Source organism: Leifsonia williamsii (assembly GCF_030433685.1).
Lineage (GTDB): Bacteria > Actinomycetota > Actinomycetes > Actinomycetales > Microbacteriaceae > Leifsonia > Leifsonia williamsii.
In genome coordinates this window covers 1,942,357-1,961,843 of record NZ_JAROCF010000001.1, presented here as the reverse complement: position 1 = coordinate 1,961,843, position 19,487 = coordinate 1,942,357, and the positions used below count along the sequence as shown (strand labels likewise).

Here is a 19,487-nt window from a genome sequence, read left to right as displayed (position 1 = left end):
CCTGCGCCGCGTGGCCCGGCGCCTGGCCCGGATGCTAACGCCGGGCCGCGGGGGTGCAACAGGGGGAGCTCGACGGTCAGCGCCGCAGCGGCCGCAGACCCTCCGGCGCGGGGAACGGGAGGTCGATGTACACCTGCGGGATGCCGACCGCTCCGAAGTCGTCGTGCTTCACCAGCACGCGCCGCGGCGACACCTCGGCGATGCGAACGCGCAGCCGGGTGCCGTCCTCCTGCTCCAGCTCGTAGATGTCGGCGAGGTAGCCGATGCCGACCGTCTCCAGCGTCTCCTCGGCGGTGAGCCAGTCGACGACGCCGGTGCGCTCGCGGCCGAGCAGGTCGACGGCGACGAACCCGTCGCCGTCGGGGCGCATCCACCCGACGCGCTCGCCGTCGCCGCGGCGGTGCTCGATCCAGTCGTCCGCGTTGGTGCTCACGTTGCCGCTACCGTTCCCGTCCACGGGAGGAGCGTAGCAACGGCCGACTTCCCCATGCCCGCGCCCGCCTCCCCCGCCCTATGATGAGCCCGCCCGAGGAGGTACGCCATGAGTGCCCAAGCCGTTCCCGCCAACGCCGAGAGCCCCCTGCTGGAGGCCGAGCTGCGGGAGGCGGGGCACGATCGCCGCGCCGACCTGCCGCGCTCGGCGCACGGCGACTATTCGCCGCCTCCCGGCCGCGACCCCATCGGCATCCTGCGGGCGCAGCACGAGCAGCGCCTGCAGAACCTGATCGACCTGCGGGTGGAGCGGATGAGCGCGGACGCCTTCGCGTTCTACCGCGGCACGGCCGCCATCCAGGCCGCCGACCTGGCGGCGGGTCCCGTCACCGGCGCCGAGGTCGTGATCTGCGGCGACGCGCACCTGTCGAACTTCGGCATCTACCGGTCGCCGGAGCGCTCCATGGTGTTCGACATCAACGACTTCGACGAGGCGACCGTCGGGCCGTGGGAGTGGGACGTGAAGCGGCTGCTCACGAGCGTGGTGCTCGCCGGCCGGTCGCTGCGGCTGCCCGACGACCACATCCGCGACACCGTGTCCGCCGCCGCGGGCGTCTATCGCGACTGGCTGGCCCGCGCCCTGCGGCTGCCCCTGCAGGAGCGGTACTTCACGCCGACGTCGGTGCAGGAGCGCCGGAGGCGGCTGAGCGAGGACATGGAGCGCCTCATCGCGGAGGTGGTCCGCTCGTCGCAGAAGCGCACCAGCGAGCGCGTCGCCCGCCGGGTGCTCACCGACGGGGGCGACGGGGACTTCCGGTTCGTCGAACAGCCGCCGATCCTCACCCGGCTGGAGCCGGAGCTCCGCGACGAGGCGCTGCTCGCGTTCGAGCGCTACCGGCTGACCGTGCCGCCCAACGTCGCCCTGCTGCTCTCGCAGCTGCGCATCGCCGACATCGCCCGCCGGGTGGTCGGCGTCGGCAGCGTCGGCACCCGATGCTTCGTGCTCGCGCTGGTCGGCCCGGTCGAGGAGGTGCTGCTCCTCCAGCTGAAGGAGGCGACCAGCTCCGTCGTCGAACGGTTCGGCGGGGTGCAGCCGCTGCCCGGCTACCTCGACCCTGTGCTGCTGCCCGACGAGCAGGGCTACCGGGTGGTGGCGTGCCAGCGCATCCTGCAGGCCGTCTCCGACCCGTTCCTCGGCTATCTCACGGCGGAGAGGTTCCGCTTCTACATGCGGTTGTTCCGCAACCGGAACGCGTCGTTCGACCTCGCGGCGATGAACAGGGCGCAGTTCCACGACTACGCGCGGGTGTGCGCGGCGGTGCTCGCCCGTGCGCATGCGCGGTCGCCGAAGGCGGCGTATATCGCCGGCTACCTCGGCGGGGGCAACGCCTTCGTGCGCGCGGTCACGCGCTGGTCGGTGGCGTACGCCGACCAGGCCGAGGCCGACTACGCGGTCTTCCTGGAGGCGGCCCGCGACGGCGCCTTCGCCACGGCCTGATCCCCGCCCCCGGAGGCCGCCGAGTACGCGCGAATTCGGCCGGAAACCGCCGAGTACGCGGAGAGTCCGCGTACTCGGCGGTTCGTCAGCCGAGCGGGTGCGCGGTGCGGATGACGTCCTGCGGGTCGTAGTGGGCCTTGACCGCGCGGAGGCGGTCGAGGGTCTCCGGCCCGAAGAAGCGGGTGGCGTCCGCCTTCACCTCGCGGAAGTTGGCGTAGTCGATCGGCTCGGTCCACGGCTCCAGCGCTGCGCGCAGCGTCGCCAGGTCGCGCTCGATGACCGGCACGAGCGCCGGGTCGGCGACGACGCCCACCGCGTACAGAAGGAACCGCCCGGCGAGGTGGTCGAGCGCGCCGCCCTGCTCTGCGGGACGCGCGACGGCGCCGCCCAGGTGCCGCAGGTCGACAGCGAGCAGCGCGGTCTGCGCCTCCGGTCCGGCCACGTCGAGCAGCGCCTCGATCGCGCCCTCGGTGAGGTCGGTGAGGATGAGGCCGTCGCCGAGACCGGGCACCGGCCCTGGCGGGTCCATGTGCAGCATCCCGAGCTGCGCGGTCGGCAGCGGGCCGAACGTGTCGATCGCCGGGCCCAGGTCGCGCAGCGGCTGGAGCACCGCGGCCGCCTCGTCGTCCGGGAGGTCGATCGCGCCGTCGACGCCGACGAACGCCTTGCCGCGCAGGAACTCGGGGATGTCGGGCATCGGCGGCACGCGCACCAGCCGCACGCAGGTGGTCGCCGCCTCGGTGAGGTCGCGCGTCCAGCGCTCGTACGCGTGCAGGACCTCGTCGGCACGCTCGATCGGGTAGAGGATCATGCCGGCGTAGACCTGCGGGATCGGGAAGACCCCGAAGGTGAGGGAGGTGACGATGGCGGTGTTGCCTCCGCCTCCGCGCAACGCCCAGAACAGGTCCGGCTCCTCGTCGGCGGTCGCGTGCCGCTGCACGCCGTCGGCGGTGACGACGTCGAACGCCGTGACGGCCGTGCAGCCCAGCCCGTGCTCGCGCGCGAGCCAGCTGTAGCCTCCACCGGTCATATAACCGGCGACGCCGACGTCGGGTGACGAGCCGGCCAGGGCCGCCAGCCCGTGCGGGGCGAGCGCCGCGGTGACCTCGCCCCAGACCACGCCCGCGCCGACGCGGACGGTGAGGGCGTCGGGGTCGACGTCGACCGAGCGCAGGGCGGCGGTGCGCAGCAGCAGCACGCCGGAGAGGTCGCCGAGCGGGCCGGCGAGGTGGCCGGTGCCCTGCGGGACGACGCGGAGGCCGTTCGCGGCGGCGAACTGCACGGCCGCGACGACGTCCGGGGCGTCGGCGGCGACGACGACGGACTCCGGGCGCTGGTCGGCGGCGAGGTTCCACGCCTGGCGGGCCGCGTCCCAGTCCTGGTCGGCGGCGGTCACCACGGAGCCGGTGAGGCGCGCGGCGAGGTCTCGGAAGCGATCCGAGACGGCGGTCTCGGTAAGCGACATGGGGGTCTCCTGTTCGGGTGTTCTCGGGTGTTCGGTGGCCGCACAGCGGGGCGCACCGGAGCACAGGATGCCCGCTCCTCCGACCGGCGCACCAGAGGTTTCCGAGAGATTCTCGGAATTTCCGTGGTAGCACGGAGGGGCGGGGCCGGGTCTCCCCCCAGCGGCGTGCTCAGCGGGTGTGCTCAGCGGGTCTGATCAGCCCCGCTGCGCGGGCGGCAGCAGGAACGCGCGCACCGCCTCCACGACCTCCGGGGTGTCGAGGTGGAGGCCGTGGCCGGCGTCGCGCTCGTCGAGCCGGGCTCCCGCGATGCCGGCGGCGAGCTGCCGCGCGTGCTCCACGGGAGCGAGGGGGTCGCGGGTGCCGTGGACGACCAGCGTCTCGGCGCGGATGCGGCCCAGCGCCTCCACCGCGTCATGGTCGCGGCTGGCGGCGAAGTGCCCGCGGAGGGCGGGACGCGAGGCCGTGCGGGTGAAGAAGGCGTCGACGGTGCTCGCGTTGGCCTGCGCCCAGTCGTCGTCGAAGAACAGCGGCGTCATGCGGGAGCGGTCGCCGCTCAGCAGGTCGGCCACCGCCGTGGGATCGCGCCGCGGGGCGACCCGGTCGTTCGCGCTCGTCGCGATGAGCACCAGCCGGCGGACCCGCGACGGGTGCTCGGCGGCGAGCCACTGCGCGACCCGGCCGCCCATCGAGTGGCCGACGACGTGCGCCGCGGCGACGCCCGCCGCGTCGAGCACGGCGACCGCGTCGTCGGCGAACAGCCGCGTGCTGTAGCGGGCCGGGTCTCCCTCCTCGCTGTCGTCGATGCCGCGATGGTCGAACCGGATGACCCGGAAGTCCTCGGCCAGCGCGTCGGCGAACGGTCCCCAGCCGCGCATCCCCGTGGCCTGCCCGGCGATGAGAAGGACGGGGACGCCGCTGCCGCGCTCCTCGACGGCGAGCCGCACCCCGTCGTCGGCGATGGCGTAGTCGGGCACGATCCTCCAGCGTACCGGCGCTAGCATCGGCCCATGCACGTGACGCTGCGCGCGGTGGCCGACGACGACGCCGACGCGATCTTCGCGATGATGCGCGACCCGGAGGCCGTGCGCATGGCCGCGTTCACCGCCGCCGACCCCGACGACCGTGCGGCGTTCGACGCGCATCTGGGGCGGCTGCGCTCCTCCCCGACCATCAGCATGCGGACGGTGGAGGCCGACGGCGCCTTCGCGGGCACGGTCGCCGCCTTCACGCTCGACGGCGACCGCGAGGTGACTTACTGGATCCGGCGCGACCTGTGGAACCGCGGGATCGCGACGGCGGCGCTGCGCCTCCTCGTCGCCGCCGAACCGGTGCGCCCGCTGCACGCGCGGGTGGCCGCCGACAACATCGGGTCCCGGCGGGTGCTCGACCGGGCCGGATTCGTGCAGGTCGGACGCGAGGTGTCGTATGCGGCGGGGGCCGGGGCCCCGGTGGAGGAGCTGGTGCTGCGGCTCGAGTGAGGCAGGAGCCGCGCGCCCGCTACGCCCGCGCCGCCGCGTCCCGCCGGTCGCGCACCGCCCGGGCGCTCCACCGCCCGCCGTCGCGCTCGACGCGGATGGGGTGCTCGAAGGCCGCGGTCACCGTCTCGGTCGTGACCGCCTCCGCGATGTCGCCGCTCGCCACGATGCGGCCGTGCGCGATCAGCAGCGCGTGCGTGGTGGTCTCCGGCAGCTCCTCCAGGTGGTGGGTCACCAGCACGGACGCCAGGTCGGGGGCGCTGTGCGAGAGGTCGTCGACCGTCTCCAGCAGCTGCTCGCGCGCCGCGACGTCGATGCCGGTCGTCGGCTCGTCGAGCAGCAGGAGACTCGGCTCGGCGACCAGCGCCCGCGCGATCAGGGCGCGCCCGCGCTCCCCCTGCGACATGGTGGGCCAGCGGGCGTCCGCATGGTCGGCCAACCCGACGGTGTCGAGCAGCTCGCGCGAGCGGCGGGTCTCGTCGGCGCTCGGCTCCCACCGCATCGGCGGCTCCAGCGTGCCGGTCAACCCGGTGAGCACGACCTCCAGCGCGGTCAGCGGCGAGCGCACCGGGTGCCGCGGGTTCACGTGCCCGATGTGCCGGCGCAGCTCCTGCAGCTCGACCCGGCCGAGCCGCCGGCCGAGCACGTCGACCGTGCCGGAGGTCGGGAAGGTCATCGCGCCGCAGAAGCCCAGCATCGTGCTCTTGCCCGCGCCGTTGGGCCCGAGCAACGCCCAGTGCTCGCCCGCGCGCACGGTGAGCTCGATCCCGTCGAGGATGCTGCGGCCGTCGCGGCGGAAGGTGACGTCGTGCAGTTCGAGGACGGCGGGGGCGGTGGTGTTCATCGCCTCCAGGTTACCGACCGAACGGTACGGGGCCCGGTCGGCGGGCGACTCAGAGCACTGCCAGGAGCTCGGCGCACGCCCGCTCGCAGCGACGGCAGGCCTCGGCGCAGATGCGGCAGTGCTCGTGCATGCCGGCATGCTGCTCGCACTCGGCGGCGCAGGTGGCGCAGGCGACACGGCAGGCCTCGACCACGGCGCGCAGCACGGCGGGCTGCGGAGCGGTCCGCCGGGTCACGAGCGCGGCGGTGGCGGCGCACACGTCGGCGCAGTCGAGGTCGGTGCGGATGCACGCGCGCAGGTCGGCGACCATCTCCTCGGCCAGGCACGCGTCGGCGCACGCGGTGCATGCCTGCGCGCACTCCACGCACGTGTCGATGCAGGCGGCGAGCGCGGCAAGGCCCGAGCCGCCCGTCTCCTCGGCGGATGGATGGGCGGCGAGCATCTCGGACGCGGTGGACATGGCGGCTCCCTTCGTCGGCTGGCCGCCACGGTACGCCGTCGAGCCACGGTACGCCGCCTGACCAGGGGGTCGAGAAGTGGCCCGTCCCGTGGTTTGTTGAGGGAATGACCCGCGCGAGCGTCGACGAGGCGCCCACCACCTCCGCCTCTCCGCTCGACGCGTACGGCGCCGCCGCCGCGGCCCGCCCGGGCGAGGTGGGCCCGCTGCTCGCCGCGCTCGCCGCCGTGGACCCGGGTGCGCTCGCTCCTCTCCCCGGCTCGGGCCGGACGTCGGAGCGGTTCGCCGCGCTCGCGGAGGTCGCCCGCACCGACCTGACCGCCGCCCGCGTGCTGGAGCCGCACCTCGACGCGGTCGCGATCCTGGCCGAGGCGGGGCATCCCGCTCCCGGCGCCCATCCCACTCCCGGCGCCCAGCCCGCTCCCGGCGCCCATCCCGCTCCCGGCGCCCATCCTGCTGCCGACACAGGGACGACCTGGGGCGTGTTCGCCGCCGAGGCCCCCGGCACAGTGCTCGAGGCGCGACGCGATCCCGCCGCCGACCGGTGGACGCTGCACGGCGTCAAACCGTGGTGCTCCCTCGGCGACCGGCTCACCGACGCCCTCGTCACCGCTCACACGGAGGACGGGGGGCGGAGGATGTTCGCCGTCCGCCTCCAGCAGTCCGCCATCGCCTCCGAACCGGCGGAATGGGTCGCCCGCGGGCTCCGCGAGGTCACGAGCGGCCCGCTGCGCTTCGACGGCGCGGTCGCCGTGCCGGTCGGCGCGCCCGGCTGGTACCTGTCGCGGCCCGGGTTCCGCTGGGGAGCGATCGGCGTGGCCGCCTGCTGGTACGGCGGCTCTCTGCCGCTGCTGCGCGCGCTGGTCGAGCGCGCCTCCGCGCGCCCCGACGACGCGCTGACCGGGGCGCGCGTCGGGGAGGTCTACCGCCTCCTCGATTCTGCCCGGCTGCAGCTTGACGCAGCAGCGGCCGCCATCGATGCGGGCGACAACGGGGCCGTGCTCGGCCACCTCGTGCGCGGGGTCGTCGCGGATGCCGCCGTCGCCGCACTCGCCGCCGTGCGCGACGTGCTCGGACCGGCCGCGCTCGCCTTCGACGACGCTCTCGCCCGCCGCTGCGCCGACCTCGAGCTGTACGTGAGCCAGTACCACCGGGGCCGCGACGACGCCTCCCTCGCGGCCAAGGTCGCCGCCACCGCCGCTGCGGGCGAGGACGGCCGCTGGTGGTGAGCTTCGACCCGTTCACCGCCGTGACCGCCCCCGGCGACTGGGAGGACCGGCCCGAGTGGGAGGCGGTGCCCGCGTTCGACCCCGACGGCCTCCCTCCGCGCCTGATCATGTTCTCCGCCCACCCCGACGACGAGACGCTCGGCGCCGGCGGCCTGCTCGCGATCGCCGCCGACCGCGGCGTCGAGGTCACGGTCGTCGCCGCGACGAGCGACGACCCGGCCCGGCTCGACGAGCTGGCGGAGGCGCTCGCCGTGCTGGGGCTGCCGGACGCCCGCGTGGTGCCACTCCACCTCCCCGACGGCGCGCTCAAGCACCACGCCGACACGCTGCACGCCGCGATCGCCCGCGTGCTCGACGCTGCTCCCGGCCCCCGCCTGCTGCTCGCGCCCTGGCCGGGCGACCGGCACGGCGACCACCGCACGCTCGGCCGCGAGGTGGCCAGGGCCGCCGAGGAGCGCGGGGAGACGGTGCTCTCGTACCCGGTCTGGCTGTGGCAGTGGGGCCGGCCCGACGACGTGCCGTGGCAGCGGCTGCGGGCGGTCGAGCTGACCCCGGCGCAGCGGAGGCGCAAGCGGGAGGCGCTGCGCTCCTTCACCTCCCAGCTGCGCAGCCCGGCGAACCCCGCCGGCGTGCTGGCGGAGGGCTTCGTGCAGCGGGCGGCGGAGGGACGGGAGGCGCTGATCCTCGCCGAGCGGGCAGCGCTGGACGAGCACTTCGAGCGCCTGCACCGCGAGCGGGAGGACCCGTGGTCGGTGCGCTCGCGCTGGTACGAGCGGCGCAAGCGCGCCCTGATCGCCGCCGTCCTGCCGCGCGAGCGGTACGGGCGCGCCTTCGAGGTCGGCTGCTCGGTCGGGGAGCTGACCGCCGTGCTCGCCGAGCGCTGCGACGCGCTGCTCGCGGTCGACGCCTCGGCGGCAGCGGTCGAGACGGCGGCCCGACGGGTCGCGTCCTTCCCGCAGGCCGTGGTCGAGCGCGCACGGGTGCCGCGCGACTGGCCGGAGGGTCCCTTCGATCTCGTGCTCGTCAGCGAGGTCGCCTACTACCTGGCGGCGGACGAGTGGAGGGACGCCGTCGACCGCTGCGTCGCCTCCCTCGCCCCGGGCGGAGAGGTGGTGCTCTGCCACTGGACCGGTCACGCCGACGACTTCGCGCAGTCCGGGGTGGAGGCGCACCGCGTCTTCCGGGAGCGCAGCGGCCTGGAGGTGGTGGTCGAGCACCGCGACGAGGGGTTCCTGCTCGAGGTGCTGCGGCGACCCGAGATGCTGCGGCGACCCGAGGGGCCGCGACGACCCGAGGACTCGCGACCGGAGGCGACCGCGTGACCGCCCGCCCGCCCATCCAGCGCGTCGTCGTCGCCGTGCCCGCCCGCGACGAGGCCGCCACACTGGACGCCTGCCTCACGTCCCTGGAGCGGGCCTGCGCGGCGGTGCCGCTGGTGCGCACGTCCCTCGTCCTGCTGCTCGACGCGTGCACCGACGACTCGGCGGAGATCGCGGCACGGCATCCCCTCGTCCGCACGATCGAGCGCTCGTACGAGAGCGTCGGCCGCAGCCGCGCCGCCGCCATCGAGGCCGCGCTCGCGAGCGCCCCCGAGGCCGACGACGCCGTGTGGATCGCGATGACCGACGGCGACGGCGTCGTGCCGCGCCGCTGGCTCCGCGAGCACCTCCGCGCCGCCGCCACGGCCGACGCCTACGTGGGAGCGGTGGTCCCCCGCCTCGACGACCTCGACGACCCACGGCGCCGCGTCTGGCACGCCCGCCACTCCCCCGGCGCCGCGTTGGGGCACGTGCACGGCGCCAACCTCGGCGTGCGTGCCGGCGCGTACCGCATGGTGGGCGGGATGGAGCCGCTCGCGACCGGCGAGGACGTCGCCCTGGTCGACCGGCTCCGTGCGGCCGGGGTGGCCATCGCGGCCTCCGAGGAGCAGCCGGTGATCACCTCCGCGCGCCTCTCCGGCCGCGCCCCCGACGGCTACGCCGCGTACCTCACCGCCCTCGCGCCCTGACCTCCCCGGGAATGGGCGCGGCGCGGCACCGGTTGTCGAAAGACATGGCAACCATCGGACTCATCGGTTCTGGACACATCGGCTCCCAGCTCGCGCGCCTCGCCGTCGCGCACGGCTACGACGTCGTGCTGAGCAACTCGCGCGGCCCCGAGACCCTCGCAGGCCTCGTCGCCGAGCTCGGCCCGCAGGCCCGCGCGGCCACGCCCGCCGAGGCCGCCGCCGCCGGCGACCTCGTCGTCGTCACGACACCGCTCGCCGCCGAGGCGACCCTCCCCGTGGCCGAGCTGGCGGGCAAGATCGTGATCGACACCAACAACTACTACCCGCAGCGCGACGGCCACATCGCCGAGCTGGACGACGAGTCCACGACCGTCGCCGAGCGGCTGCAGGCGATCCTCCCGACCTCGAAGGTCGTGAAGGCGTTCAACCACATCGGCGCCGCCGCGCTCACGACCGAGGGCCAGTCCTCGGGGACGCCCGGCCGCCGCGCGCTGATCGTCGCCGGCGACGACGAGGAGGCCCGCGCCCGCGTCGCCGAGCTGATCGACCAGTTCGGCTTCGACCCGCTCGACATCGGCCCGCTCGCCGAGGGCTGGCGCATCCAGCGCGACACTCCCGGCTACGTGCACCGCATGGACGTCGCCCAGCTCCGCGAGGCCCTCGCCGCCGCCCGCCGCTACCGCGACATGTAGCCCTCCCCCGGCAGCCAGCCGTCGAGTACACCAAAAATGCGCGGATTCGCAACGAATCCGCGCATTTTTCGTGTACTCGGGGGCTGCCCGATCCGGCAGCCGGCCGGTCAGGCGAACTCGGGGACGGGCGCGTCGTCCGTGTCGGCGTCCGCCGCCGCCTTCGCGGTGAGGTACGAGCCGAAGGCGAACGCGACCGCCGCGAACACGAGCGCCACAACGGCGTCGGCCCATCCGGTCGCGGTCAGCGACGACAGCACCCCGCCGGTCGTCGCCTCCGGCCCGGCCGCTCCGGACGCTGCTCCGACCGCCGCCGAACCTGCCCCGACGAACGCTGACGGGCTGTCCTGCACGTCCGGCGTGAGGAGGTGGACGAAGGCCACCGCCGACACGACGGTGCAGAAGCCGAGAAGGGACCAGGCGACGCTTTTCACGCTCGCCACTGTGCCGCGGCCGGGGGAATGCCTGAAGAGCCTTGATTCCGGGCCCACCAGTGGTATGAGTGCGCGCTCCGCCCTTGTACAACCGCATGCGAACGCAAGAAAATGCATAACATGAGTGCCCCTCACGTAATCCGCACACCCGATCAGCGGTTACGGGTCTTCGTCTCCTCCACGCTGCAGGAGCTCGCCGACGAGCGCCGAGCCGCGCGGACCGCCATCGAGCGCCTCCACCTCGCCCCCGTCATGTTCGAGCTCGGCGCACGGCCGCATCCGCCGCGCGAGCTCTACCGTGCCTACCTCGACCAGAGCGACGTCTTCGTCGGCCTGTACTGGGAGAAGTACGGCTGGGTCGCCCCCGAAGAGACGGTGTCGGGCCTCGAGGACGAGTACAACCTGTGCCCTGACGACCTCCCGCGGCTGCTCTACATCAAGAGCCCGGCCAGCCATCGCGAGCCGCGGCTGACCGAGCTGATCGGCCGCATCCGCGAAGACGACCGCGCCGCCTACAAGTACTTCGAGACCGCCAGGGAGCTGGCGCGGCTGCTGGAGGCCGACCTCGCCACCCTGCTCGCCGAGCGCTTCGACCAGAGCAGGGCCGCCCTCCTCGCCGCCGCGACCGGGCCGACGCCCGCGGTGAGCCCGCACGGCGGCCCGGGTGGAGGCGGTGCCGACGCCGACGGCCTCGCCGACCCCGTGCGCCTGCCCACCCCGCTCACCGGACTCGTGGGCCGGGAGGCCGACGTCGCGGTGATCCGCGGGATGCTGCAGTCCGGCACCCGCTTCCTCACCCTGGTCGGCCCGGGAGGCATCGGCAAGAGCCGCCTCGCCATCGCCGCCGCGCGAGCCGCCGCCCCGGGCTTCGACGACGGCGCCGTCTTCGTCGACCTCTCGGCGGTGCAGGAGCCGGACCGCGTCCCCAACCGCATCGCGCAGGCGCTCGACGTGCGCGACACCGGCGACGCGCCGATGGCGGACAACCTCGTCACCGCGCTCCGCGACCGGCAGATGCTGCTCGTGCTCGACAACTTCGAGCAGATCCTCGACGCCGCGCCGCTGCTCACCCGGCTGCTCGCCCAGGCCCCCGGCGTCGCCGTGCTGGTCACGAGCCGCGCCCTGCTGCGGGTCAGCGCCGAGCAGAGCTACGAGGTCGGGCCGTTGGGCGACGACTCGGCGGTGAGCCTGTTCGTCGACCGCGCGCACGCGGTCAAACCCGACTTCGAGGTCACCGCCGAGAACGCCTCCGCCGTCGCGGGCGTCTGCGCGGCGGTCGACGGCGTCCCGCTCGCGATCGAGCTGGCCGCGGCCCGGGTGCGCGTGCTCTCCCCCGCCGACCTGCTGGACCGCCTCGACCGGCGGCTGTCGGTGCTCGTGGGAGGGTCGCGCGACCTCCCCGAGCGGCAGCAGACCATCCGCCGCACCATCGAATGGAGCACGCAGCTGCTCACCGACGACCAGCGCCGCCTGCTCGCCCGGCTCGGCGTCTTCGAGGGCGGGTTCACGCTGGAGGCGGCGGAGGCGGTCGGCGACGACGGCGACGACGTGCTCAGCGACCTCGCCGCGCTCGTCGACAGCAGCCTCGTCGGCCAGCAGCACGACGGCGAGGAGCGCGCCCGGTTCTCGATGCAGGCCATCGTGCGCGAATACGCCCGCGAGCGGCTGGAGAAGGAGGGCGGCCTCGGCAGCGCCCGCGACGCCCACGCCGAGTACTTCCGCGCCCTTGCCGCGCGCGCCGAGGCGGACCTCAAGGGCACCGGCCAGCGGGAGTGGATGCAGCGGCTCGGCGACGAGCGCGACAACCTGCGCGCGGCCGAGCGGCACCTCCTCGGCTCCCGCGACTGGGACCGCGCCGCTGAGCTCGCCTACCGGCTCTACCTGTACTGGTGGGTCACCGGCCTGCTCGGCGAGGTGCGCACCTGGATGGACGAGCCGCTCGCCTCCGGCGACGCCCTCGGCGACCACACGCGCGCGATCGCGCTGTACTTCACCCGCACGATCATGTTCTGGAAGGATCCGGACGGCAGCGTCGCCGCCGACCTCACCGAGAGCGCCGACCTGTTCCACCGCGTGGGCGACGCCGACGGCGAGGGGCTGGCCCGCATCTCCCTCGCGCTCGCCCTGATGGCCGGCGAACGGCCGGACACCTCCCGGGCCAGGGAGGTGATGGAGCGGTCGCTGGAGCTGTTCCGCTCGACCCACAGCGTCTGGGGCGAGTCGATGGCGCACGTGCTGCTCGGCCGGGTCGCGCTGCTGCAGCAGAAGATCCACGAGGCGCAGGAGCACTTCGAGCGCAGCCTGGCCCTCACCCGCAAGGACGGCGACGCGGTCGGCGAGCGGATCGCCACGTACCACCTCGGCTGGACGTGTCTGATCCGCGGAGACGTGGAGGAAGCGCGCAAGCACTTCGTCCGCAGCGTCACCGTGTCGGCGACCCTCGGTCACACCGAGGGCATCGCGTACGGGCTGGAGGGTCTGGTCGCGGTCGCCGCGCTCACCGGCGACCCCGTGCGCGCCGGCCGGCTGGCGGGCGCCGCGCAGGCTCTGCGCGAGCGCAGCGGCACCCACAACGGCCCGATCTTCACCTTCCACCAGAAGTACGTGGAGCGGCTGCTCACCGGCGCCTCCGCCGACCTGGTCGCGGCCGCCATGGCCGAGGGCCGCGACCTCACCCCCGAGCAGGCCGTCGCCGAGGCCCTCCCGACCCCCGCGTAAGCACGCGAGTACGCGCGAATTCGCCCCGAAACGGCCGAGTACGCGGACTTTCCGCGTACTCGGCGGTTGCCCAGCGCGATCTAGACGCCGCCGGGCTCGGCGCCGGAGAGGCGCACCTCCTCCACGTCGATCCGGCGCTGCAGGTCGCGCAGCACGATGTCGTCGATGCGGCCCTCGTCGCGCAGGTCGAGCACCGCCTGGCGCTTGCGCTCCAGCATCGCGAGCCGCAGCTCCGTCGCCTGCCGGTCGCGCTCGAGGGTGGTCTCGCCCTCGTGCTCGTCCTCCTCCGCCTCCAGCAGCTGCCGGTGCTCCTCGTACTCTGCCCGCACCCGCTCGGCGATCTCGTCGTCGACCCCGATCTCCGCCGCGAGCGAAGGGAGGCTGTCCAGCGCCGCCTCCAGCGCCTTCTCCTCGCCGAGGCGCCGCTCCTCGTCCTCCGACGGGTCCGGCTCCAGCTTCGCCCAGCGCACGAGCGCCGGGAGGATGAGCCCCTGCACCGCGAGCGTCACCACGATCACCCCGGTGACGACGAAGACGATCAGGTCGCGGTGCGGGAACGGCTGCCCCGACCCCACCGACGCCGGCACCGCGAGCGCGGCGGCCAGCGACACCGCTCCGCGGAAGCCGGAGAACCCGCTGACCACCCGCGCCCGGTTCGTCAGCCGCCGCTCACGCTGGATCGGCCGGCGGTCCACCAGCCGCAGGAAGTACGCCGTGCCGAACAGCCACGCGAACCGCACCGCGACGATCAGCGCCGACACCGCGAACACCGCGCCCAGCGCCATCCACAGGTCGGTGCTCACCAGGCTCCGCACCGCGATCGGGAACTCCGTCCCGACCAGGACGAACAGGCTGGCGTTCAGGAGAAATGTCGCGAGGCTCCAGAACGCGTCCGTCTGCCGCCGCGCCTCCGCAAGCCCGATGCGCGGGCCGGCCTGGCTGAGGATGAGCCCGGCCACGACCACGGCGAGGACGCCGGAGGCGTGGATCGCCTCGGCGATCAGGTACGCGGCGAACGGCGTCAGCAGCATGGCGAGGTTCTGCGTGAGCGCGTCCCGCAGCCGCTTGCGGGCGAGGATCGACAGCCAGGCGACGAGTCCGCCCGCGGCGCCCCCGCCGAGGACCGCCAGGAGGAACGCGACCGTGATCGTGCCGGCGTGCACCTCCGTCTCGCCGACCGTGAAGCCGACCGCGAGCGACCACAGCACCAGCGCGGTGCCGTCGTTGACGAGGCTCTCGGCCTTGAGGATCGTGACGTTGCGCCGCGGCAGCGCCCGCGTCAGGGAGGTGACAGCGGTGGCGTCGGTCGGCGCGACGGCCGCTCCGAGCACCCACGCGGGCCCCCACGGCATCCCGAGCGAGTGGGCGAGCACCGCCACCGCCCCCGCGGTGAGGAAGACCAGCCCGGTGGCGTTCAGGATGATATTGCGGATGTTGTGCCGGATCTCCCGCAACGACGTCGTCAGGCTCTCCCAGTACAGCAGCGCCGGGAGGAACAGGAACAGCACCACCTCTGGCGCGAGGGCGACGTCGCGGAAGGCCGGGATCAGGCCGATCAGCGCCCCGATCGCGACCAGCAGCAGCGGCTGGGCGATCCCCGTCTTGCGCGCGACGATCTTCGTGAGGAGTGTCGCGAGGCCGATGGCGACGACCAGTTCGAGTCCGAGCATCGGGGTCCATATAGCGCGGCATCCGGCCAGGAATCAACCCCCCGGCCGAAACTTGTCACGAAGTCCGGATAACTCGATGATCGAGATATCGCGACGGCCGATCCCGGTCCCGCGACGAGGAAGCCACGAGAAGGAGCAGCGATGACCGCCCTGCAGCCCGACGCGAAGACCACGAAGACCACCAGCACGGCCGCTGCCACCGCGCCCGCCGCTCCCGCCGCCGAGCTGTCCTCCGACGACACCGAGCGCGTCTCGTGGTACTCGCCGGTCGAGGGCATGTGGGTCGCCTCGACCCCCTCCGACTACCTCGGCATGGTCGACCGCAACCACGACGGCTTCGTCGCCACCGACGGCTGTGGCCGCGACCTCGGCGTGCACGAGACGCTCGAGGAGGCGCGCCTCGCCGTCTACCGCGAGTGGGCCGACCCGACCAGCACCGACGAGCCCTTCCAGAACTGGGCGAAGCGCATCGCGACCATCACGGCTGTGATGGTCGGCGCCCCCGCGCTCGCCGCCGCTCTCGTGGGCGCTGCGCTGCTGCGCTGACGGCAGGAGCCGCCGGCTCCTCGGGCGTCGCCTCCGCGGGCCCCGCCTCCGTCGTCCCGCCCGGAGCCACCGTCGCCGTGTCCGCCGGGTCGCGTCGCCGGCGCGAGGCGACCAGGAACGGCACGCCCACCAGCTCCACCGCTCCCCCGATCACCAGCGACGTGCCGTACCCCCACAGGTCGGCCGACCGCCCCAGCGCCGGCTGGATGAACACCCCGCCCAGGCTCCCGAACAGCGAGTCGAACGACAGCACCGTCGCGCGCTGCTTCGACGGGATCATGTCGTTCAGGTAGGCCTGCCGCACCGGCCCCGACACGGCGTACACGAAGCCCCACACCACCAGCAGCACCAGCGCCAGCCAGAATGCGCTGGTCAGCCCGAGCAGCACCAGCGCGACGACGCTGCCGATCGAGGCGCCGATGATCGTCGTGGTCCGCCGTGCGAACAGCCGCCGCACGCGCGACGCCAGCAGACCGCCGAGCACCTGCGCCAGCGACAGGATCGCGGCGGCCAGCCCGGCGATGGAGTACGCGGTCGGGTCGCCGTACAGCTCGAGCAGATACGGCTGCAGCGCGTAGAAGGCGTAGATCCCGACGCCGCCCGCGAACGGCGCCGCCAGGATCATCCAGCGCACCGGAGGCTTCCGCAGCCCGTGCTCGATCGACTCGTCGAGCACGTGCCTGGTCGCCCGCAGCGGCCCGAGCGAGCGGTCGGGCGTGAAGCCGAGGTCGCGCATCGCCACGGCCGCGAAGAGCAGCATCAGCAGCAGCACGCCCGCGCGCAGCAGGAACGGCACCCCCAGGTTCGTCGCCTGCGCGATCACCCCGCCGAGCACCGAGCCCGCGAACATCGCGATCCCCGTCACCACGAGCCCGCGTCCGAACACCGTCTCCAGGCTGCCCGTGTACCCGGTCGCGGTCAGCGCGTCCACCAGCCAGGCGTCGACCGCCCCCGAGAAGAACGTGAAGCCGAGCCCGAGCAGCACCGACACGATCGCCCACCACACGAACGGCGCCTGCCAGAGCCACAGTAACCAATAGAGGGCGGTGGAGGCGGAGAGCGTCACCGTCCCGAGCAGGTACGACGCGCGCCGCCCGACCGTGTCCGCCACCACGCCGGTCGGGATCTCGAAGACGACCATCCCGGCCGTGAAGAACGCGTTGGCCGCGAACGCCTCGAAGTTCGTGAGCCCGGCATCCAGCAGGAACAGCGTGTTGATGCCCCAGATGAACGAGGCCGCCAGCGTGTTCCCCAGCATGAGCGTGAGGTACACGGCCTGCACGCGGCCTGGCGTGCTCACGGCGGACGGGGCGGTCATGGCGAGGCCGCCTCCGACTCCGGCTCGCCCTCGCCCGCGCCTTCACCCTCTGATCCGGGCGCCGCCTCCCGGTACTCCGCGGTGAGCAGCCGGTACGACCGCGTGCCGAACGCCGCGAGCGACAGCACGATCATCACGAGCCCCGAGAACAGGAAGATCAGTGCGATCCCCCGCGTGCTCCCTCCGCCGAGCAGCCACCCCCAGGTCGCCTGCCCGGCGTCGCTCGCCATGTACGGGATGACGACGAACTGCGCGATCGGCGCGATCAGGAACGACGTGATCGGCGCCGCCGCCGACTCGAACGCCTGCGCCACCCCGAAGACGCGCCCCTGCCGGCGGAACGGCACGACCTTCTGGATGACCGTCTGCTCCGACGCCTCCACCACCGGCACCAGGAGCATGTACACCCAGATCCCGGCCGCGTAGAGCAGCCACCACTCGCGGATCGTGAAGAGCGCGCCGAGGAGCCCCATGCCCATCACCACGAGCAGCATCGTGCGGATCGGGTTGCTGCCGAGCCCGAACCGCGCGACCACCAGCCCGCCGATGATGAACCCGGTCGCCGAGATGCCGAGCACGACGCCCCACCACTCGACGGCGAACAGCTCGAGCCCGTAGGGGTCCATCAGCGCCATGTAGACGCCGCCGATCAGGTTGTTGAACGTCGAGAAGATGATCAGCGCGAACAGCCCGGGCGCCGCCTTGATCGCCGCGACGCTCCCGCGGAGGTCGACCGCCGGCTTCCTGGTCTCCCCGTGCGGCCCGGCCTCCACGCGCGGCTCCGCCTCGGGGATGCGCAGCGTGCCCAGGTGCAGCAGCGCGAGCGCCGTCAGCACGATCGCGATGACGAGCGTCCACCCCATCCCGAGCAGCCCGATCGCCAGCCCGCTGAAGACGCTGGTGACGACGAAGGCCAGCCCCTGCACCGTGCCGACCATCCCGTTCGCGTTGGCGTGCTTCTCGACCGGGACCAGGAGGGTGACCGTCGTCGACAGCGCGATGTTGCGCATGTTCTCGATCACGGCCCCGAACAGCACCACCCCGGCGAACACCCAGAACATCGGCCCGCCGAGGTCGAGCAGGGTCGCCTCCGGGAACACCAGGTAGAGCGCACCGGCGACGGCGAACGCCGTGAGCGACACCACGCTCGCGAACATCATCACCCGGTACTTGCGATGCCGGTCGACGATGGTCCCGAAGGGGATGGCGAGCACCGCGAGCAGCAGCATGTACGCGCCGCCGACGATGCCGGTGGCCAGCACGGACCGCGTCTCCAGGTACACCCAGAACGTCAGCGCGAACCACAGGAAGGACGTGGTCACATTGGCGATCATCGTGTTGACGAGCACCTGGAAGAACGTCCGCATCCCGTTGACGGGAGGCGGAGGAGCAGAGGCCGCGGTCGGCATCGACTCGGACATGCCACCGAGGGTACGGCATGCCTCCGACGGTGTCAGGAGGGGATCACGCGACCCCTCCCCACCCCGCACCCCCGGTGCCATACTGCCCCCGCAATCGGCAACCAGCGCGAGGAGGCGCACCATGAACGAGACGCACACCCTGCCGCCGCACACCGTGATCGGCATCGCGGACGGCATGCACGCCGCACGGGTGGAGGCCCGGCGGATCATCGAGGAGAGCAAGGGCGATCTGGTCGCCGAGCAGGACATGCTGCTCAGCCGGCTCGCCGAGGCCGGGCTCGTCAGCGCGGAGGAGCGCGAGTTCCTGCTCCGCATCTTCAAGGTCGGCCACGAGGCGAGCCGCGACAAGGGCGACGTGCCGCGGGCGTTCTTCGAGGCGCGCAGGATGCACGCGCAGCTCGCCGCCTCCGGGAAGGCGAGCCCGGTCGCCCTCCTCGTCGCCTCCGCCACGGTGGGCGCGTTCGATGTGGAGGCGGACGAGGAGGGCACTCCGACCGTCGTCGTCTACAAGTTCAGCTACGGGCCGCACCTGACCGCGATCGGCGCGGGGATCGGCGCGCTGATCGGGGGCGCGGCCGGCGGCATCCTCGGCGGCGAGATCGGCGGGTTCATCGGCGGCATCATCGACTCGAAGAAGGACGACAAGAAGAAGTAGCCGCCCTACGGCGTCTCGCCCCGCTCCAGCTTCTCGATGAGCTTCGTCAGCCGGTTGGTGCGCGTGGTCGGGTTGGGCGCGGTGATGATGCGGTGCAGTGTGGAGTACCGGCTCTGCCCCTTCAATCCGGCGAACATCTCCGCGGCGGCGGGAGACGCGGCGAGCGCCGCCGCGAGATCTTCCGGCACCTGCACGGTCGCGGGGCCGGCGTAGGCGCGGTCCCAGCGGCCGTCGGCCTTGGCGCGCTCGATCTCGGCGTGCCCGCGCGGCCGCATCCGCCCCTCCGCGATCAGGGTCGCGACCAGGCCGATGTTGCGCTCCGACCAGAGCGAGGCCTTCCGGCGCGGGGTGAAGCGCTGGTAGTAGGTGGCCGCGTCGTTGCTCTTGACCTGTCCGTCGATCCACCCGCTGCACAGCGCCTCGAGCAGGGCCTCGTCGTAGCGCAGGGAGGTCGGGGTCGTCGTCCCCTTCTTGGCCAGTACCAGCCACACGCCGTCGGAGCTCTCTTCGTTGGCGTCGAGCCAGGCGCGCCAGGCGGCGACGTCGGCGACGACGAGCGGATCGGTGACGACGACGGCGGGAGGGGTCACGCTCCGATGCTAGGGGCGACCGCCGACACCGGCAGCG

Annotated in this window: 19 protein-coding genes; 9 read left to right on the top strand and 10 right to left on the bottom strand. The window is 73.6% G+C overall.

All coding sequences use genetic code 11. The features are described from left to right. Positions 1-76: 76 nt before the first annotated feature. Positions 77-370: a hypothetical protein gene (locus tag P5G50_RS09175; RefSeq protein WP_301211384.1), complete on the bottom strand. Its 294-nt coding sequence runs from the start codon at positions 368-370 to the stop codon at positions 77-79. Between the two features lie 171 nt (positions 371-541). Here P5G50_RS09175 and P5G50_RS09170 point away from each other — a divergent pair, with 171 nt between their 5' ends. After that, on the top strand, positions 542-1,930 hold the full coding sequence (locus P5G50_RS09170) for a DUF2252 domain-containing protein (RefSeq protein ID WP_301210780.1): 1,389 nt from the start codon (positions 542-544) through the stop codon (positions 1,928-1,930). A gap of 85 nt (positions 1,931-2,015) precedes the next feature. On the opposite strand, the gene P5G50_RS09165 is transcribed toward P5G50_RS09170, so the two are convergent. After that, on the bottom strand, positions 2,016-3,395 hold the full coding sequence (locus P5G50_RS09165; protein ID WP_301210781.1) for an FAD-binding oxidoreductase: 1,380 nt from the start codon (positions 3,393-3,395) through the stop codon (positions 2,016-2,018). 195 nt (positions 3,396-3,590) lie between these two features. After that, the gene (locus P5G50_RS09160; protein ID WP_301210782.1) at positions 3,591-4,370 is read right to left on the bottom strand and encodes an alpha/beta fold hydrolase; all 780 of its coding nucleotides are present in this window, start codon (positions 4,368-4,370) and stop codon (positions 3,591-3,593) included. A 33-nt stretch (positions 4,371-4,403) separates the two neighbouring features. Here P5G50_RS09160 and P5G50_RS09155 point away from each other — a divergent pair, with 33 nt between their 5' ends. Beyond that, entirely contained in the window at positions 4,404-4,874 is a 471-nt protein-coding gene (locus P5G50_RS09155) for a GNAT family N-acetyltransferase (protein WP_301210783.1), read from the top strand. Positions 4,875-4,893: 19 nt separating this feature from the next. On the opposite strand, the gene P5G50_RS09150 is transcribed toward P5G50_RS09155, so the two are convergent. Next, entirely contained in the window at positions 4,894-5,715 is an 822-nt protein-coding gene (locus P5G50_RS09150) for an ABC transporter ATP-binding protein (protein ID WP_301210785.1), read from the bottom strand. A gap of 49 nt (positions 5,716-5,764) precedes the next feature. Next, a complete protein-coding gene (locus P5G50_RS09145; protein ID WP_301210786.1) occupies positions 5,765-6,175 on the bottom strand; it encodes a four-helix bundle copper-binding protein in 411 nt (136 codons plus the stop codon). A gap of 104 nt (positions 6,176-6,279) precedes the next feature. Between P5G50_RS09145 and P5G50_RS09140 the strand changes: the two genes are divergently transcribed. The 4 genes from P5G50_RS09140 to P5G50_RS09125 are packed head-to-tail and all read left to right on the top strand — an operon-like array spanning position 6,280 to position 10,101. Further along, positions 6,280-7,401: a hypothetical protein gene (locus P5G50_RS09140; RefSeq protein WP_301210787.1), complete on the top strand. Its 1,122-nt coding sequence runs from the start codon at positions 6,280-6,282 to the stop codon at positions 7,399-7,401. Further along, positions 7,395-8,723 carry a bifunctional PIG-L family deacetylase/class I SAM-dependent methyltransferase gene (locus P5G50_RS09135; RefSeq protein WP_301210788.1) on the top strand — a complete coding sequence of 443 codons (1,329 nt, stop codon included), beginning with the start codon at positions 7,395-7,397 and terminating at the stop codon, positions 8,721-8,723. Before P5G50_RS09140 ends, P5G50_RS09135 begins: the two co-directional genes overlap by 7 nt. After that, positions 8,720-9,409, top strand: coding sequence for a glycosyltransferase family 2 protein (locus P5G50_RS09130; RefSeq protein ID WP_301210789.1), 690 nt, complete (start codon positions 8,720-8,722; stop codon positions 9,407-9,409). The genes P5G50_RS09135 and P5G50_RS09130 overlap by 4 nt, the downstream gene beginning before the upstream one ends. A gap of 44 nt (positions 9,410-9,453) precedes the next feature. Beyond that, the gene (locus tag P5G50_RS09125) at positions 9,454-10,101 is read left to right on the top strand and encodes an NADPH-dependent F420 reductase (RefSeq protein WP_301210790.1); all 648 of its coding nucleotides are present in this window, start codon (positions 9,454-9,456) and stop codon (positions 10,099-10,101) included. Positions 10,102-10,208: 107 nt separating this feature from the next. Here P5G50_RS09125 and P5G50_RS09120 read toward each other — a convergent pair whose 3' ends face one another. Beyond that, positions 10,209-10,532 (bottom strand): hypothetical protein, encoded by a 324-nt coding sequence (locus tag P5G50_RS09120; RefSeq protein WP_301210791.1) that lies wholly within the window; start codon positions 10,530-10,532, stop codon positions 10,209-10,211. A 120-nt stretch (positions 10,533-10,652) separates the two neighbouring features. Between P5G50_RS09120 and P5G50_RS09115 the strand changes: the two genes are divergently transcribed. Beyond that, a complete protein-coding gene (locus P5G50_RS09115; protein WP_301210792.1) occupies positions 10,653-13,250 on the top strand; it encodes a DUF4062 domain-containing protein in 2,598 nt (865 codons plus the stop codon). Positions 13,251-13,330: 80 nt separating this feature from the next. On the opposite strand, the gene P5G50_RS09110 is transcribed toward P5G50_RS09115, so the two are convergent. Further along, the gene (locus P5G50_RS09110) at positions 13,331-14,920 is read right to left on the bottom strand and encodes a Na+/H+ antiporter (protein ID WP_301210793.1); all 1,590 of its coding nucleotides are present in this window, start codon (positions 14,918-14,920) and stop codon (positions 13,331-13,333) included. 141 nt (positions 14,921-15,061) lie between these two features. Between P5G50_RS09110 and P5G50_RS09105 the strand changes: the two genes are divergently transcribed. Further along, positions 15,062-15,466, top strand: coding sequence for a hypothetical protein (locus P5G50_RS09105; protein WP_301210794.1), 405 nt, complete (start codon positions 15,062-15,064; stop codon positions 15,464-15,466). On the opposite strand, the gene P5G50_RS09100 is transcribed toward P5G50_RS09105, so the two are convergent. Both P5G50_RS09100 and P5G50_RS09095 read right to left on the bottom strand, forming a co-directional pair. Continuing rightward, entirely contained in the window at positions 15,399-16,784 is a 1,386-nt protein-coding gene (locus P5G50_RS09100; RefSeq protein ID WP_301210795.1) for an MFS transporter, read from the bottom strand. The two genes, P5G50_RS09105 and P5G50_RS09100, sit on opposite strands and share 68 nt — an antisense overlap. Beyond that, entirely contained in the window at positions 16,781-18,205 is a 1,425-nt protein-coding gene (locus P5G50_RS09095; protein WP_301210796.1) for an MFS transporter, read from the bottom strand. Before P5G50_RS09095 ends, P5G50_RS09100 begins: the two co-directional genes overlap by 4 nt. Before the next feature lie 121 nt (positions 18,206-18,326). Here P5G50_RS09095 and P5G50_RS09090 point away from each other — a divergent pair, with 121 nt between their 5' ends. Further along, positions 18,327-18,860: a hypothetical protein gene (locus tag P5G50_RS09090; protein WP_301210797.1), complete on the top strand. Its 534-nt coding sequence runs from the start codon at positions 18,327-18,329 to the stop codon at positions 18,858-18,860. A 5-nt stretch (positions 18,861-18,865) separates the two neighbouring features. Here the strand turns inward: P5G50_RS09090 and P5G50_RS09085 are convergent, their stop codons facing one another. Further along, positions 18,866-19,450 (bottom strand): YdeI/OmpD-associated family protein, encoded by a 585-nt coding sequence (locus P5G50_RS09085; RefSeq protein ID WP_301210798.1) that lies wholly within the window; start codon positions 19,448-19,450, stop codon positions 18,866-18,868. Between the last annotated feature and the right edge of the window lie 37 nt (positions 19,451-19,487).

Excerpts from the sequence above, each read along its gene's own strand:
- P5G50_RS09175 (WP_301211384.1), bottom strand. The coding sequence starts at position 370 with ATGCGCCCCGACGGCGACGGGTTCGTCGCCGTCGACCTGCTCGGCCGC.
- P5G50_RS09170 (WP_301210780.1), top strand. The coding sequence starts at position 542 with ATGAGTGCCCAAGCCGTTCCCGCCAACGCCGAGAGCCCCCTGCTGGAG.
- P5G50_RS09165 (WP_301210781.1), bottom strand. The coding sequence starts at position 3,395 with ATGTCGCTTACCGAGACCGCCGTCTCGGATCGCTTCCGAGACCTCGCC.
- P5G50_RS09155 (WP_301210783.1), top strand. The coding sequence starts at position 4,404 with ATGCACGTGACGCTGCGCGCGGTGGCCGACGACGACGCCGACGCGATC.
- P5G50_RS09150 (WP_301210785.1), bottom strand. The coding sequence starts at position 5,715 with ATGAACACCACCGCCCCCGCCGTCCTCGAACTGCACGACGTCACCTTC.
- P5G50_RS09145 (WP_301210786.1), bottom strand. The coding sequence starts at position 6,175 with ATGTCCACCGCGTCCGAGATGCTCGCCGCCCATCCATCCGCCGAGGAG.
- P5G50_RS09140 (WP_301210787.1), top strand. The coding sequence starts at position 6,280 with ATGACCCGCGCGAGCGTCGACGAGGCGCCCACCACCTCCGCCTCTCCG.
- P5G50_RS09125 (WP_301210790.1), top strand. The coding sequence starts at position 9,454 with ATGGCAACCATCGGACTCATCGGTTCTGGACACATCGGCTCCCAGCTC.
- P5G50_RS09115 (WP_301210792.1), top strand. The coding sequence starts at position 10,653 with ATGAGTGCCCCTCACGTAATCCGCACACCCGATCAGCGGTTACGGGTC.
- P5G50_RS09110 (WP_301210793.1), bottom strand. The coding sequence starts at position 14,920 with ATGCTCGGACTCGAACTGGTCGTCGCCATCGGCCTCGCGACACTCCTC.
- P5G50_RS09105 (WP_301210794.1), top strand. The coding sequence starts at position 15,062 with ATGACCGCCCTGCAGCCCGACGCGAAGACCACGAAGACCACCAGCACG.
- P5G50_RS09100 (WP_301210795.1), bottom strand. The coding sequence starts at position 16,784 with ATGACCGCCCCGTCCGCCGTGAGCACGCCAGGCCGCGTGCAGGCCGTG.
- P5G50_RS09095 (WP_301210796.1), bottom strand. The coding sequence starts at position 18,205 with ATGTCCGAGTCGATGCCGACCGCGGCCTCTGCTCCTCCGCCTCCCGTC.
- P5G50_RS09090 (WP_301210797.1), top strand. The coding sequence starts at position 18,327 with ATGAACGAGACGCACACCCTGCCGCCGCACACCGTGATCGGCATCGCG.